We start from the raw sequence: 13,742 nt of genomic DNA on the forward strand, positions 1-13,742 counted from the left end.
ACCCGTGCCTCCGCCACCGCCGGTGCCGAGCCCGCCGCCCCGGCCGGTGACGACACCGAAGCCCCCGCCGAAGGTCACCCCGCCGCCGCCGTCCACCACGAAACCCCGGCGTCCGGTGACCACGAAGAAACCGGCGGAGCAGGTGTCCACCCGGGAGCGGACCGAGGAGAAACGCGGGTGGTCGTTCACCGTGCTGGTGCTGATCCTCGGCGCGGGGATCGCGGTGCGGCGGCTGAGCCGGTGAGTCAGAGCAGGCGTCGTTGCACGGCGTCGGCGAGGACGGTCTCCACGACCTGGCCGAGCACCACGGGGTCCGGGCGGTTCGCGCGGTCGGCGAAGAGCAGGTGCCCGGAGCCGATCAGCGACAGCGCGAGCGAGTCCACGTCGGCGTCGGCGGCGATGCGGCCCAGCGCGCGCTCCTCGGCGAGGTAGCCGGCGAACATGGCGGCGGCTTCGGCGAGGACCGGGATGCCCTGGCCGCGCCCGAGCCGGGCGCGCAGCTCGTCGCGGAAGATCACCAGGCCGACGATCGCGACCGCCACCGGGTCGAACAGCTCGGTCAGGGCCGTGGTCAGGGTGTCCGTCACGGTGCCGGTGCCCGCCGACGCGCGCAGCGCCGCGCTCTGGTCCGTCATCCGGTTGATGCGGTCCTGCACGAGTTCGGCGAGGAAGGCGTCGAAGTCGGCGAAGTGCCGGTGCAGCACACCCTTGGCCACACCCGCCTCGGCGGTGACCGCACGGCTGGTGAGCGCGCTCGCCCCGTCGCGGAGCAGGACGCGTTCGGCGGCGTCGAACAGCTGCTGGCGCGCGTCACGGATGTGCACCCCGGTTGGCATGACGACCATTGTCCCCGTTGCCGTAGTGGGCATCTGCCCACTACGGTGGGCGCATGCCCACTTCACATGCAGCCCGCGAGATGGCGGAGTCCTTCGGTGCCGATGCCGGACGCTACGACCGCGCCCGGCCGTCGTATCCCGCCGCGTTGATCGACCGCGTCGTCGCCGCCAGCCCGGGCCCCGCGGTGCTCGACGTGGGGTGCGGCACCGGCATCGAGGCCCGGCAGTTCCAGGCAGCCGGGTGCCGCGTGCTCGGCGTCGACCCGGACGCGCGGATGGCGGAGTTCGCGCGGCGCACCGGCGTCGAGGTCGAGGTGGCCACGTTCGAGGCGTGGGACCCGGCGGGCCGCGTGTTCGACGCGGTCGTGGCCGGCCAGGCGTGGCACTGGGTGGACCCGGACGCCGGCGCGGCCAAGGCGGGGGAGGTGCTGCGCCCCGGCGGGCTGCTGGCGGTGTTCGCGCACGTCTTCGAATCGCCGCCCGCGGTGGCGGAGGTCTTCGCCGAGGTCTTCCGCCGCGTGGTACCCGATTCGCCGTTCGCCGGGCAGCCGGCGGGCAACGCGGTGGAGATGCACCGGGCCGGTTTCGAACGGGTCGCCGCGAGCATCCGCGAGACGGGCGCGTTCGCCGAACCGGAGCACTGGCGGTTCGACCGGGAGCGGACCTGCACCCGGGACGAGTGGCTGGACCTGCTGCCCACCACCGGCGGCCTGACCCGCCTCCCGGCCACCGCGCAGGCGGAGATCCTGACCGCGGTCGGCGCCGCGATCGACGAGCTCGGCGGCGCCTTCACGAAGACGTTCACCACGCTGGCGGTGGCCACGGTGCGGACCTAGGCGGTGGCGCCCGCGGGGTTGTCGTCGTCGCCCAGGTAGGTGCCGTGTCCCTCGCGGACCAGCGCGCCCTCGAAGCGCAGCACCTCGTTGACCAGGCCACCCTTCTGGTTGCGGTAGTTGATGACCAGGGTGTCCACACCGGAGTAGACGCCGATCACCTCGAACCGCAGATCGGGGATCCGCCGCAGTCCTTCGCTCCAGTACGCGCGCAGCGCGTCCTTGCCGCGGATCACCGCGGAGCCGGTCAGCTGGGCCGCCACCGGCGAGGTGAACACCACGTCCTCGGTGAAGTGTGCCAGCAGGGCGTCCAGGTCGTGGGCGTTCCAGGCGGTGACCCAGTGTTCGGTGAACTCGCGCGCATCCATGATCGGAGATCCTATCCGGTCCGCCCGGCGCGTTGACTTCATGGATCAATGATTCGAGGATTGCTCCGTGAGCAGGAGTCAGGCCGGGCCGCTCGGGCGGCACCGCACCCTCCACGGCCAGGTCGTCGAATGGCTGGGGCGGCGCATCGTGTCGGGCGAACTCGGCCACGGTAGCCAGCTGCCCAACGAGGCCGACCTGGCCGCCCAGCTGAACGTGAGCCGCGGCGGGGTGCGCGAGGCGGTCAAGGCGCTGGCCGCCAAGGGGCTCGTCGAACCGCGGCCCCGGCTGGGCACCCGGGTGCTGCCGCGCGAGCAGTGGAACCTGATGGACCGCGAGGTGATCAGCTGGCACGGTCAGCTCTCCGACGCGGCGTTCCTGCGCGACCTGCTCGAGCTGCGGCTGATGGTCGAGCCCGGCGCGGCGCGGCTGGCCGCCGAGCGCGCGACCGGCGAGCAGCTCGCGGTCCTGGAGGACGCCTGCGCCCGGATGGCCGGGGAAGCGGGCCGGGACGACGCGGACGCCGACGCGTTCGTCGAGGCCGACCTCGCCTTCCACCTGACCCTGCTGCGCGCGAGCGGCAACCAGCTCGTCGAGCAGCTGGGCCGCCTGCTGGAGGCGAGCCTGCACCACGGACTGGCCGCCAGCTCGCACGCGCCGGGCGGGGTGGCCGCGACGCTGCCCCTGCACCAGGCGGTGCTGGTCGCGGTCCGCGGCCGCCGTCCCACGGCGGCCGCGCGGGCGATGCGGCGGCTGATCGAGACCACCACCGACGCGGTGGGGCGGATGCGGACCGAGGGGGACTGACCCGTGGTGTCCACTGTGGACCAGGCGACCGGGCCGGTGGCCGCGCACGGCGAAGGGCCGGTGTGGGCGCCGGAGTGGCCGGGCGTGCGGTGGGTGGACATGCTCGCCGGGGACGTGCTGGAACTGGACGGTGGCGAGGTCCGCCGCCACCACGTGGGCGCGGTCGCGGCGGCGCTGCGGCCGGGTACCGGCGGCGGGGTGGTTCTGGCGCTGGAGCGCGGGTTCGCCCTCGCCGACGGCGCGCTCACCGCGGTGCGGCCGCTGCCGGAGGTGTGGACCGATCCGGGCGTGCGGATGAACGACGGCGGCTGCGATCCGGACGGCCGGTTCTACTGCGGTTCGATGGCCTACGACGGCACCCCGGGCGCCGGTGCCCTGCACCGGCTGGACCCGGACGGCTCGGTCACCACGGTGCTCACCGGCGTCACCGTCTCCAATGGCCTCGCGTGGAGCCCGGACGGCGGCACCGCCTACTACGTCGACACCCCCACCGGACGGATCGACGCCTTCGACTACACCGCCGCGGCGGGGCTCACGCACCGGCGCACGGTGGTCACGATCCCGGCGGAGGTGGGCTCGCCGGACGGCCTCACCGTCGACGCCGAGGGCAACCTCTGGGTCGCGCTGTGGGGCGGCGGGGCCGTCCACTGCTACACCCCGGACGGCGAGCAGGTGGCCCGCGCCGGGTTCCCGGTCACGCAGGTCACCGCGTGCGCCTTCGGCGGCCCGGACCTGGACGAGCTGTACGTGACGACGTCCCGGCAGGGCGTCGAGGAGGGCACCCAGCCCGAGGCCGGGTCCCTGTTCCGGCTGCGGCCCGGCGTGCGCGGGCTGCCGGCCCACCGCTTTTCCGGCTGCTGACATCTCGGTACCGGACTACGTACTTTCCCGGTGCCCCGGTTCCGGCACGACCCGGCAAGGTCATCGTGTCGTGGTGTGCGCGCCGGAGGAGAGACATGCGAGCGGTGAAGGCGGTGGAGCCGGGCCTGGCGGCCGGGCTCGCGCTGACCCGGACCGCGCTGCGTGCCGCGACCGGGGGACCGGCCGGCCCGGCGGCCGTCCCGCTCACCTGCGCCCGCGGCGAAGCCCGGACGGTCGTCGCCGACGACGGCGTCGCCCTGCACGCCGAGGTCTTCGGCGATCCGCACGCCCCGGTCACCGTCGTGCTGTGCCACGGCTACGCCCTCTCCGGCGCGAGCTGGTGCTTCCAGGTCCCCGAGCTCGCCCGCCACGCCCGGGTCGTGACCTGGGACCAGCGCGGGCACGGACGCTCCCGGCGCGGCCCGGCCGCGCACGCGACCGTCGACCAGCTCGGCCGCGACCTGCGCGCGGTGCTCGACCAGACCACGCCCCGCGGGCCCGTCGTCCTCGCCGGGCACTCGATGGGCGGCATGACGATCATGGCGCTGGCCGAGCAGGAGCCGGAGCTGTTCGGCACCCGCGTCGCCGCCACCGCGCTGCTCGCCACCAGCGCCGAACCGGTGCTCGGCGACCTCGGCCTGCCCCGCCCCGGGATGCGCGCGCTGCACTGGGTCATCCCGTGGGCACTCGCGCTGCTGCCGCGGGCCCGCGTCCTGTCCGGACCGGTGCGCGAGCTGACCGGCGCGCTGGTGCCCCGGCACGCGTTCGCCTCCGAGGTCCCGCCGCCCGTGGCCGAGTTCCTGGTGGAGCAGATCGGGCAGACGCCGCTGGAGGTCCTGGCCGACTTCTTCCCCCAGTTCCGGGTGCACGACAAGACCGCCGCGCTGGCCGCGCTGGAGCGCGTCGACTGCCTCGTCCTGGCCGGTTCGGACGACGTCGTCACGCCGCCGGGGAACAGCGAGGCGATCGCGCGGGCGGTCCCCGGCGCCGATCTGGTGATCCTGCCCGACGCCGGGCACGCCTTCCCGCTGGAGCACCCGGCGCAGGTCAACGCGCACCTGGTGGCCCTGCTGCGGCGCCACGGCCGCCGTCGCACCGCCTGATCAGCGCGGAACCGGGCATAGAATCGGCTGATGCCCGACGTGTCGCGGGGCGCCGGCAACCTTCCCAGCGAGCTGACCAGTTTCGTGGGACGGCGCCGCGAGCTCGCCGAAACCCGCCGCCTGCTGGCCTCGGCCCGGCTGGTGACCCTGACCGGGGTCGGTGGGGTCGGCAAGACCCGGCTCGCCCTGCGCGCGGCCGCCGACCGGTGGCGGGCGTTCCCCGACGGCGTGTGGTTCGTGCCGCTGGCCGAGCTGCGTGATCCCGCCCTGCTGGCCCACACGATCGCCACCACCCTGGGCCTGACCGATGAGGCGGGCGCGCAGGTGGGCGGGCTCGCCGAGTACCTCGAGGACCAGCGCGTGCTGCTGGTGCTGGACAACTGCGAGCACGTGCTGGACGCGTGCGCGGTGCTGGTCGCCAAGCTGCTGTCGGCCACCTCCTCGGTGCGGGTGCTGGCCACCAGCCGCCAGCTGCTGCGCGCCGACGGTGAGCAGGTGCTCGTCGTGCCGCCGCTGCCGGTCCCGTCGGAGGGGGAGCCCTCGGTCGAGGCGGTGACGTTGTTCGCCGAGCGCGCCGCCGCCGTGGTGCCCGGGTTCGCCGTGGACGCGTCCAACCGCGACACGGTGGTCCGCGTCTGCCGCCGCCTCGACGGCATCCCGCTGGCGCTGGAGCTGGCCGCGGTGCGGCTGCGGGTGCTCTCGCTCGAGCAGCTGCTGCAGCGCCTGGACGACCGGTTCCGGCTGCTCACCGACGGCAGCCGCACCGCGCCGGACCGCCAGCAGACGCTGGAGGCGGCGATCGCGTGGAGCTACGACCTGTGCAGCCGCGCCGAGCAGGCGGTGTGGTCGGCGCTGTCGGTGTTCGCCGGCGGCTTCGACCTGGAGGCCGCCGAGGCGGTGTGCGGCGCGGTCGGCATCGGCTCGGACGAGGTGCTCGACCTGATCGCCGGCATGGTGGACAAGTCGATCCTGGCCCGGCGGAACGGCACCTTCGGGCGGGCGGCGTGGTACGGGATGCTGGAGACGGTCCGCGAGTACGGGCACGTCAAGCTCGTGCTGTCCGGCCGCGAGGACGCCGTGCGCGCCCGCCAGGTGGACCACTGCACCCGGCTGGCCCGCCGCTACCGGGACGAGAACTTCGGCCCGCACCAGCTGGACTGGGTCGAGCGGATGCGCCGCGAGCAGCCGAACATCCGCGTCGCGCTGGAACACTGCCTGGACGGCGGCCCGGAGGGCACCTGCCGCGCCGCGGAGATCACCGGGCCGCTGTGGGACTACTGGTTCGCCGGCGGCTACGTGCGCGAGGGCTACCGCTGGCTGCTGGCGTCGCTGGCCCAGGACACCGCCCGCGACACCCCCGGCCACGCCCGCGCGCTGCAGGGCGCGGCGTTCGTGGCGATCCAGATCGGTGACGAGGAGCGGGCCCGCGCGCTGCTCGGCGAGCTGCGCGAACTGGCCGAGGCCCTGGACGACGACAACCTGCGGGCCGGCTGGGCCCAGTGCGCGGGGATGGGCTCGATGTTCCTGGGCGACCTGGCGCGCGGCCGCGAGCTGCTGGAGCAGGCCCTGGACGGGTTCCGGCGCACCGGCGACGAACTGCAGGCGTGCAACACGCGGATCCTGCTGGCCGCGGCGTTGTTCTTCCTGGACGCCCCCGAGGGCCTGACGGTGGCCGAGGCGGCGCTCGCGCAGTGCGAGCGGCACCAGGCCGACTGGACCAAGGCGTACGCACTGTGGGCGGTGGCGATCAACACCTGGCGGCGGGGCGATCACCGCCGCGCGTCGGCGCTGCTGCGCGAGGCCATCGCGATGCGCCAGACCGACCGCACCCAGCTGGCCTTCACGCTGACGGCGCTGGCCTGGTGCGCGGGCGCGGCGGGGGAGCACGAACGGGCCGCCGGGCTGCTCGGCGCGTCCCGCGCGGTCTGGCGGATCAGCGGCGCCGGGGTCGCCGAGACCGGGCCGTACCGGCAGTTCGACGAGGAGTGCGAGGGGCGGGCCCGCGCGGCGCTCGGCGACGCCGGCTACACCGCCGCGTTCGGCGCGACCAGCGGGTTCGGCGTCGACGAGGCGATCGCGTACGCCCTTGCGGCTCAGCCGGGCGGGCCGCGCGCGCCCCGGCGGGGCCGGGAGAGCCTGCCCGGCGGGCTGACCCGGCGTGAGCGCGAGATCGCCGAACTGGTCGCCGAGGGGCTGAGCAACAAGCAGATCGCCGCCCGGCTGGTGATCGCGCAGCGCACCGCGGAGACGCACGTGGAGAACATCCTGACCAAGCTGGGCTTCACCTCGCGCGCCCAGATCGCGGCCTGGCTGACCGAGCAGCGCGCCGGCTCCGCGGACGGTACGTAGCCCGGTCTACGTACCCAGATGCGTAGGACTCCCGGTTCCCCGGCCCCTCGTTCGAGGCACTCTGGTATTCGCGACCGGAGCCGAGAACACCGGAAGGGGTGGTCATGAAGGTCGATTCGCCGCCGCAGCCCTGTCCGCGGTGCCACCGCCAGGTGGTGCTCGCCGGGTACAGCTGGGGACGGCAGTGGGTGCACCTGGGCACCTGGCGGCCGCAGTGCGGTCCGCCGTCCTGGGCGCTCGCCCGCACGGTCGGGACCACCGCGACGGCTTCCTGACCCCAGTCCCGCACGACACGGCACAGCACCACTGCCCAGCACCACGGCAGAGTCCGGCTGGACGTCGCACCCCAGCAGGACGTGACAGCCCAGCAGGACGTCACAGCTCAGCTCGGCGTCGCAGTCCCGCGCCACCGCACTGCCCAGTACCACCTCACCGCCCAGCACCACCTCACAATCCAGCCGTCCGGCGCCGCCCTCCCCCTCGCGTGCCGGCCGGTCGAGCGCGGCGGGTCGTGCCCAGCCTGCCCGCGAACTCCGGCACCCCGCCGCGCTCACTCCAATGCCACGCGAAAGCCGCCCCGCAGCCCGGGGCGGCTTTCGCCGTGACGAGAAGTTCATCGGCCGCGGCCCGGATTTCACAGCAAACTGTCAGATTTCTCGTGGATCCTGGTGTTAGCTGGATCGAGTGAAAATCCGAGGGGGAACCGGGGTGCTGCGCAGACGGGGAGTGACCGCCGCGCCTGCGCGGGGTCACCGCTGGCGCCCGGTGGCGTACACCGCGGTCGGGCTGGCGTCGCTGCTCGTGCTCGGCGGCACCGGGTACGCCTGGACCCAGCTGTCCCGCCTGGACACCGGGCTGGCCACCGCGGACGTGATCGCGCCGTCCGCCCAGGTGCCCAGCGGCCGGGCGAGCCTGTCGGTGGACCAGAACATCCTGCTGGTCGGCCTCGACTCGCGCACCGACGTGCGGGGCAACCCGCTGCCGCAGGACGTGCTCGACCAGCTGCACGCCGGGGACGCCGCGGACGGCGGCGACACCACCGACACGATGATCGTGGTGCACATCCCGGCCGGCGGCGGTTCCGCGACGGCCATCTCGATCCCGCGCGACTCCTACGTCCAGATCGCCGGCGGCCACGGCAAGCACAAGATCAACTCGGCGTACACCTACGGCAAGCAGGAGGCGCTGGACACGCTGCGCGAGCAGGGCCTGACCGGGGCGGAGCTGGAGCGCGCGGCGTCGGCGGCGGGGGCGCGGACGGCGATCGAGACGGTCGAGGACTTCACCGGCCTGACGATCAACCACTACGCGGCGGTGAACCTGGCCGGGTTCTTCGCGCTGAGCAACGCCGTCGGCGGGGTGCCGGTGTGCCTGAAGGAGCCGGTGCACGACAGCTATTCGGGCGCGAACTTCCCGGCGGGGGAGCAGACCCTGTCCGGGGCGCAGGCGCTGGCGTTCGTGCGGCAGCGGCACGGCGTGCCGGGCAGCGACCTGGGCCGGATCGCGCGGCAGCAGGCGTTCCTGTCGGGGATGGCGCAGGTGGTGCTCGGCGCCGGGACGCTCGCCAACCCGGTCAGGCTGTCCGCGCTCATCGACGCGGTGCAGCAGTCGGTGATCATCGACCAGGGCTGGGACGTGCTGACCTTCGCCGAGCAGATGCACAACCTGACCGCGGGGGCGATCACGTTCGCCACGATCCCGGTGCAGAGCCTGAGCCTGCCGACCCCCTACGACGGCGACGCGGTCAAGGTCGACCCGGTGCAGGTGCGCGACTTCATCGACGCCCTGCTCGGTCGCTCGACGCCGGCCACCAGCACGTCGTCGACACCGACGAGCGTGGCGAAGCAGGCCGCGGAGACGGCGGGCGCCCCCACGACGACGCCGTCGGCCACGGTGCAGCAGACGCCCACCACGGACCTGTCGGGCTGCGTGAGCTGACGAGCGACGGCGGCGTGAACTGATGAGCGCCGGCGGCGTGAGCTGATGAGCGACCCGCGGAGTGAGCTGACGAGCGCCGGCGGCGTGAGCCGATGAGCGACCCGCGGAGTGAGCTGACGAGCGACCCGCACATCCACGTGGAGCGGGCCGTCGCGCACGCCGGCCCCGCGCTGCGCGGCCTGATCACCTCGACGTTCGGCCTCACGGCCGACGCCCCAGCGGAGGTCCCCACCGGCTGCGGCGCGCGTGCCCTACGCGATGACCTCCACGCGCCCGGAAAGCGTCACCTGCCTGCTCTGCCGGGAGCACGCCAGCCGCGAGCACCAGCGCCTCGCCGACCAGATCTCGCACCTCGGCGCCACGGCCGGCGCACCGCTCTCCGCCGAGGACGCCACCCAGGCCGCACGGCGGCTCCGCGCCCTGGCGAGGCGGTACGCCGGCTAGCCAGCCGCCCGGCTGTCCGGAATCCTCCCCCTGCCAGCTGGGCTCGCCACCCGCCCGGGTGGTCTGGTGGCTGAGCCACTCGGCACGAGCCGCTCCGCCAGGATGCCCGGATGCCAAGTGGCTGAGCCACTGATCCACTTCCCGTGCTTTCTCAGCAGTCGGGCGGTCGAGTGGCTGAGCCAATCGACCACCACCGCTTGCCCGATGTCCCGGCCGGCCGAGTGGCTGAACCACTCAGCCACTGCCCACTGGTCCACCCGCCCGGCTGGCTCAATGGTCGAGCCACTCAGCCACTCCCCGAACCGCCCCGATGGTCCAGCCACTCGTCGATCGGACGGGCCCGGCCGGGGGAGAAAATCCCCAACCCTACTTCCGGCGGGTGTGGAGGTGTCCGGACGGGCAGCAGACTGCGCGTGTCCCCTCCGGTAGCGAAGGAAGGCACCTCATGACGCGATCACCCCTCGTCCGGACGCTCGGCCTCACCGCGCTGGCCGTCGGCTCCGTGCTCGCCGGCACGGTCACCGCCGCCGCGGCCGCGCCCGCCTCGCCGCTGCTCGGGGCGATGCAGCGCGACCTCGGGCTCACCGCCGAGCAGGCCGGCACCCGCCTGACCCAGGAGGCCACCGCCGCGAGCATCGCCCCCGCCGCCGAGGCCGCGGCCGGCCCGGCGTTCGGCGGCGCCTGGTACGACGCCGCCTCCGGCAAGCTGGTCGTCGGCATCACCGACGCCGCCCGCGCGGACGCCGTCGAGGCCACCGGCGCGGACAGCACCCTGGTCGCCCACACCGAGTCGGCGCTGGACGCCGCCAAGGCGAGCCTCGACACGCTCACCGCGCCGCGCGAGGTGACCGGTTGGTACGTCGACGAGCGGGCCAACCGTGTGGTGGTGACCGTGGTGCGCGGCGCCCAGAGCCCCGAGGCACGGGCCTTCCTCGACCGGGCCCGCGCCGCCGGCCCCATGCAGGTGGAGGAGACCACCACCGTGCCGCGGCTGTTCGCCGGGGACGTCGTCGGCGGCGATGCCTACTACATCAACGGTTCCGCCCGCTGCTCCATCGGATTCTCGGTGCGGGGCGGGTTCGTCTCGGCGGGGCACTGCGGCAGCGCGGGCGACTCGGTGAGCGCGCCGGACGGGTCGGCGATGGGCACGTTCCAGGGCTCGTCGTTCCCCGGCAACGACTACAGCTACGTCCGCACCACCTCGTCCTGGACGCCTTCGCCCACTGTGGACGGTTACGGCAACGGGGACGTGACGGTCACCGGGCACACCGCGGCCCCGGTCGGCTCGTCGGTGTGCCGCTCCGGGTCGACGACCGGCTGGCACTGCGGCACCATCCAGGCCACCAACCAGACCGTCAACTACGCGGAGGGTTCGGTGTCCGGGCTGACCAGGACCAGCGCGTGCGCCGAGCCGGGCGACTCGGGCGGCTCGTGGGTCAGCGGCAGCCAGGCGCAGGGCGTGACCTCCGGCGGGTCCGGCGACTGCACCCGCGGCGGGACGACCTACTTCCAGCCGGTGAACGAGATCCTGTCCGCCTACGGGCTCACCCTCGTCACGGCCTGACCGGCACGACCAGCGGCCCCCGTCCGTCCGGGCGGGGGCCGCTCGTCGTGTCCGGGGTCAGGTGGTCGCGGGCGCCCAGGCGCGCTCGAGGGCCGCGGCGCGGGCACGGCGCTTGAGGCCGGCGAGGCTGTGCTTGGCCGGCACCAGCAGGGCGGTCAGCCAGGTGCGCCGGTACTCCTCCAGTGCCAGTGCCACGGGGCGATGCATGACGCAGTGCACCAGACCCGGCGTGCCGAGCCGGTGCCTTCCGGTGTGCTTGCTCCGCGGCATCGTTCCTCCGTGTGGGCGACCTTTCCCGCCGCGCACCGTACGCAACGAGAGGCCCGAAGCGTAGTAGCGCCGCGGCGTGTCACCCATCTCGTTCCGATTACAGACCGATCAGGGAGTAAAGACCACCCGATCGTGGCGTCTGGTCTAATGCGAACCATGCTGCGGGTGGGGTTGTCCGGAGGAATCGGGGCGGGGAAGTCGACCGTCGCGGCGCGGCTCGTGGAGCACGGCGCGGTGCACATCGACGCGGACGCGATCGCGCGCGAGGTGGTCGAACCGGGCACCGAGGGGCTCGCGAAGGTGGTCGAGGCCTTCGGGGCGGACGTCCTGGGCGACGACGGCGGGCTGAACCGGCCGGCGCTGGCGGCGAAGGCGTTCGCGGACGAGGACTCCCGCCGCCGGCTGAACGGGATCCTGCACCCGTTGATCGGCGCCCGCACCGCGGAGCGGATGGCGCGGGTGCCTGCGGACGGGATCGTGCTGCACGACGTGCCGCTGCTGGTCGAGGGCGGGTACGCGCCGAGCTACCACCTGGTGCTGATCGTGGACGCGCCGGTGGAGACGCGGGTGCGGCGGCTGACGGAGCTGCGCGGGATGTCCGAGGAGGACGCCCGCGCCCGGATCAAGGCGCAGGCCAGTGACGAGCAGCGGCGCGCGGTCGCGGACGTCTGGCTGGACAACTCCGGCCCGGCGGGGGCCGTGTTGTCCGAGGTGGACCGGTTGTGGCGCGAGCGGCTGGTGCCGTTCGAGGAGAACGTGCGCCTGCGCCGGCCGCGCCCGCCGATGCCGCCGGAGCTGGTGCCCTACGACGAGACGTGGCCGGCGCAGGCGGCCCGCGCGCTGGCCCGTTTGCGGCTGCTGACCGCGGGGCGGGCGTTGCGGGTGGACCACATCGGGTCGACGTCGGTGCCCGGGCTGCCCGCGAAGGACGTGCTGGACCTGCAGGTGACCGTCTCGACGCTCGCACAGGCCGACGAGTTCGCCGACACGCTGTCCGACGCCGGTTTCGTCCGCGCCGAGGGCGAGTGGTGGGACGACGGCGGCGGCGAGCGGTGGGCGAAGCGCTTCCACTACGGCGCGGACCCGGGCCGGCCGGTGAACGTGCACGTGCGCAGTACGGCCACCCCGGCCTGGCGGCTGGCGCTGTTGTTCGCCGCGTGGCTGCGAGCGAACCCCCCTGAGCGCGACGCGTACGCCACGGTGAAGGCCAAGCTGGCCGAGACCCACGCGACGGACCCTTCGGTGGAGGCCTACACGGAGGAGAAACAGCACTGGGTGAACGCGGCCTTCCAGAGGGCAGAGCAGTGGGCGGAGCGCACAGGCTGGTCCGCCTGACGGCGGGGCGCATTGCCGGCTTGCCCGGGCCGGCAAGGGTTCCCGCCTCGGGCAGCCGAGCTGGGCCTGCCGGGGCTGGAGTGCGTTGGTCGGCTGTGCTGGCTTGCTCGGGCCAGTCGGCCTGACGGCGGGGCGCATTGCCGGCTTGCCCGGGCCGGCAAGGGTTCCCGCCTCGGCGAGCCGAGCTGGGCCTGTCGGGGCTGGAGTGCGTTGGTCGGCTGTGCTGGCCTGCTCGGGCCAGTCCGCCTGACGGCGCGCGCATAGCCGGCTCGCCTGGGCCGGCAGGGGCTCTCGCCTCGGCGAGCCGAGCTGGGCCTGCCGGGGCTGGAGTGCGTTGGTCGGCTGTGCTGGCCTGCTCGGGCCAGTCCGCCTGACGGCGGGGCGCATAGTCGGCTCGCCTGGGCCGGCAGGGGTTCCCGCCTCGGCGAGCCGAGCTGGGCCTGCCGGGGCTGGAGTGCGTTGGTCGGCTGTGCTGGCCTGCTCGGGCCAGTCCGCCTGACGGCGGGGCGCATAGTCGGCTCGCCCGGGCCGGCAAGGGTTCCCGCCTCGGCGAGCCGAGCTGGGCCTGCCGGGGCTGGTGTGCTTTGGTCGGCTGTGCTGGCCTGCTCGGGCCAGTCCGCCTGACGGCGGCGCGTCCCCTGACCGGTTCGGCTGGGGCGGCCTGCTTTGGTCGGCCGGGCCTGGCTGCCCGGGCCGGTTCACCTGGCGGCGGCGCCCACCCTGACCACCCTCATGGCGGCGGCGCCCGCCAGGCCGACCCGCTCCGCTGCGGCGCGCGCGTCTGGGCCGGTGGCTTCGGTGATGGCGCCGCCACCCTGGCCGGTTCGCTCGGCGGCGGTGGCCGCCTGGGCCGGCCGCTTCGCGGCGGCGCCAGCCTTGGCCGGTTCGTCTGCGGGTGGTGGCCACCTGGGCCGGGCTCGGTCAATGGCGCCGCCACCTGACCGGCCCGCTTCGCGGCGGCAGCCGCTGGGCCGGCCCTTCGGCATCAGCGCTCACCCCACTCGGCCCAACTGCCCCTGCCCGGCACCCCCAAACC

The 13,742-nt window shown here is 74.4% G+C and carries 14 protein-coding genes; 11 read left to right on the forward strand and 3 right to left on the reverse strand.

Translation table 11 applies throughout. The features are described 5' to 3' along the window. Positions 1-115: 115 nt before the first annotated feature. Positions 116-244 (forward strand): hypothetical protein, encoded by a 129-nt coding sequence (locus D0D28_RS37445; protein ID WP_275895934.1) that lies wholly within the window; start codon positions 116-118, stop codon positions 242-244. Between the two features lies 1 nt (position 245). On the opposite strand, the gene D0D28_RS33985 is transcribed toward D0D28_RS37445, so the two are convergent. Beyond that, positions 246-836, reverse strand: coding sequence for a TetR/AcrR family transcriptional regulator (locus tag D0D28_RS33985; RefSeq protein WP_116115274.1), 591 nt, complete (start codon positions 834-836; stop codon positions 246-248). Positions 837-916: 80 nt separating this feature from the next. Between D0D28_RS33985 and D0D28_RS33990 the strand changes: the two genes are divergently transcribed. Beyond that, entirely contained in the window at positions 917-1,672 is a 756-nt protein-coding gene (locus D0D28_RS33990) for a class I SAM-dependent methyltransferase (protein ID WP_116115267.1), read from the forward strand. Here D0D28_RS33990 and D0D28_RS33995 read toward each other — a convergent pair. After that, a complete protein-coding gene (locus tag D0D28_RS33995; RefSeq protein WP_094005995.1) occupies positions 1,669-2,037 on the reverse strand; it encodes a nuclear transport factor 2 family protein in 369 nt (122 codons plus the stop codon). The genes D0D28_RS33990 and D0D28_RS33995 overlap by 4 nt on opposite strands. 67 nt (positions 2,038-2,104) lie before the next feature. On the opposite strand from D0D28_RS33995, the gene D0D28_RS34000 reads away from it, so the two are divergent. The 8 genes from D0D28_RS34000 (at position 2,105) to D0D28_RS34030 (ending at position 11,101) form a co-directional block, all read left to right on the forward strand. Beyond that, the gene (locus D0D28_RS34000; protein ID WP_094005996.1) at positions 2,105-2,842 is read left to right on the forward strand and encodes a FadR/GntR family transcriptional regulator; all 738 of its coding nucleotides are present in this window, start codon (positions 2,105-2,107) and stop codon (positions 2,840-2,842) included. Positions 2,843-2,857: 15 nt separating this feature from the next. Then, positions 2,858-3,703, forward strand: coding sequence for an SMP-30/gluconolactonase/LRE family protein (locus D0D28_RS34005; protein WP_116115275.1), 846 nt, complete (start codon positions 2,858-2,860; stop codon positions 3,701-3,703). Between the two features lie 95 nt (positions 3,704-3,798). Then, positions 3,799-4,806 carry an alpha/beta fold hydrolase gene (locus tag D0D28_RS34010; protein WP_116115269.1) on the forward strand — a complete coding sequence of 336 codons (1,008 nt, stop codon included), beginning with the start codon at positions 3,799-3,801 and terminating at the stop codon, positions 4,804-4,806. A gap of 30 nt (positions 4,807-4,836) precedes the next feature. After that, positions 4,837-7,155 carry an ATP-binding protein gene (locus D0D28_RS34015; protein ID WP_116115270.1) on the forward strand — a complete coding sequence of 773 codons (2,319 nt, stop codon included), beginning with the start codon at positions 4,837-4,839 and terminating at the stop codon, positions 7,153-7,155. A gap of 104 nt (positions 7,156-7,259) precedes the next feature. Beyond that, positions 7,260-7,430: a hypothetical protein gene (locus tag D0D28_RS35945; RefSeq protein ID WP_162831272.1), complete on the forward strand. Its 171-nt coding sequence runs from the start codon at positions 7,260-7,262 to the stop codon at positions 7,428-7,430. A 451-nt stretch (positions 7,431-7,881) separates the two neighbouring features. Continuing rightward, the gene (locus D0D28_RS34020; RefSeq protein WP_094006000.1) at positions 7,882-9,093 is read left to right on the forward strand and encodes an LCP family protein; all 1,212 of its coding nucleotides are present in this window, start codon (positions 7,882-7,884) and stop codon (positions 9,091-9,093) included. A gap of 258 nt (positions 9,094-9,351) precedes the next feature. Then, positions 9,352-9,537, forward strand: coding sequence for a hypothetical protein (locus tag D0D28_RS37215; RefSeq protein ID WP_240323464.1), 186 nt, complete (start codon positions 9,352-9,354; stop codon positions 9,535-9,537). Positions 9,538-9,982: 445 nt separating this feature from the next. Further along, positions 9,983-11,101: a S1 family peptidase gene (locus tag D0D28_RS34030; protein WP_116115272.1), complete on the forward strand. Its 1,119-nt coding sequence runs from the start codon at positions 9,983-9,985 to the stop codon at positions 11,099-11,101. Between the two features lie 57 nt (positions 11,102-11,158). Here D0D28_RS34030 and D0D28_RS34035 read toward each other — a convergent pair whose 3' ends face one another. Continuing rightward, complete coding sequence (locus D0D28_RS34035; protein WP_094006002.1) at positions 11,159-11,371, reverse strand: hypothetical protein; 213 nt, start codon at positions 11,369-11,371, stop codon at positions 11,159-11,161. A gap of 156 nt (positions 11,372-11,527) precedes the next feature. Between D0D28_RS34035 and coaE the strand changes: the two genes are divergently transcribed. Then, positions 11,528-12,706 (forward strand): dephospho-CoA kinase, encoded by a 1,179-nt coding sequence (gene coaE, locus D0D28_RS34040; RefSeq protein ID WP_116115277.1) that lies wholly within the window; start codon positions 11,528-11,530, stop codon positions 12,704-12,706. Positions 12,707-13,742 lie beyond the last annotated feature (1,036 nt).

The sequence above is a fragment of the Amycolatopsis ruanii genome (genome assembly GCF_003385175.1).
Classification (GTDB): Bacteria; Actinomycetota; Actinomycetes; order Mycobacteriales; family Pseudonocardiaceae; genus Amycolatopsis_E; species Amycolatopsis_E thermalba.

What these genes read in the sequence shown, in the direction of transcription:
- D0D28_RS33985 (WP_116115274.1), bottom strand. Translation starts at nt 836, where the DNA reads ATGCCAACCGGGGTGCACATCCGTGACGCGCGCCAGCAGCTGTTCGAC.
- D0D28_RS33990 (WP_116115267.1), top strand. Translation starts at nt 917, where the DNA reads ATGGCGGAGTCCTTCGGTGCCGATGCCGGACGCTACGACCGCGCCCGG.
- D0D28_RS33995 (WP_094005995.1), bottom strand. Translation starts at nt 2,037, where the DNA reads ATGGATGCGCGCGAGTTCACCGAACACTGGGTCACCGCCTGGAACGCC.
- D0D28_RS34010 (WP_116115269.1), top strand. Translation starts at nt 3,799, where the DNA reads ATGCGAGCGGTGAAGGCGGTGGAGCCGGGCCTGGCGGCCGGGCTCGCG.
- D0D28_RS34015 (WP_116115270.1), top strand. Translation starts at nt 4,837, where the DNA reads ATGCCCGACGTGTCGCGGGGCGCCGGCAACCTTCCCAGCGAGCTGACC.
- D0D28_RS35945 (WP_162831272.1), top strand. Translation starts at nt 7,260, where the DNA reads ATGAAGGTCGATTCGCCGCCGCAGCCCTGTCCGCGGTGCCACCGCCAG.
- D0D28_RS37215 (WP_240323464.1), top strand. Translation starts at nt 9,352, where the DNA reads ATGACCTCCACGCGCCCGGAAAGCGTCACCTGCCTGCTCTGCCGGGAG.
- D0D28_RS34030 (WP_116115272.1), top strand. Translation starts at nt 9,983, where the DNA reads ATGACGCGATCACCCCTCGTCCGGACGCTCGGCCTCACCGCGCTGGCC.
- D0D28_RS34035 (WP_094006002.1), bottom strand. Translation starts at nt 11,371, where the DNA reads ATGCCGCGGAGCAAGCACACCGGAAGGCACCGGCTCGGCACGCCGGGT.
- coaE (WP_116115277.1), top strand. Translation starts at nt 11,528, where the DNA reads ATGCTGCGGGTGGGGTTGTCCGGAGGAATCGGGGCGGGGAAGTCGACC.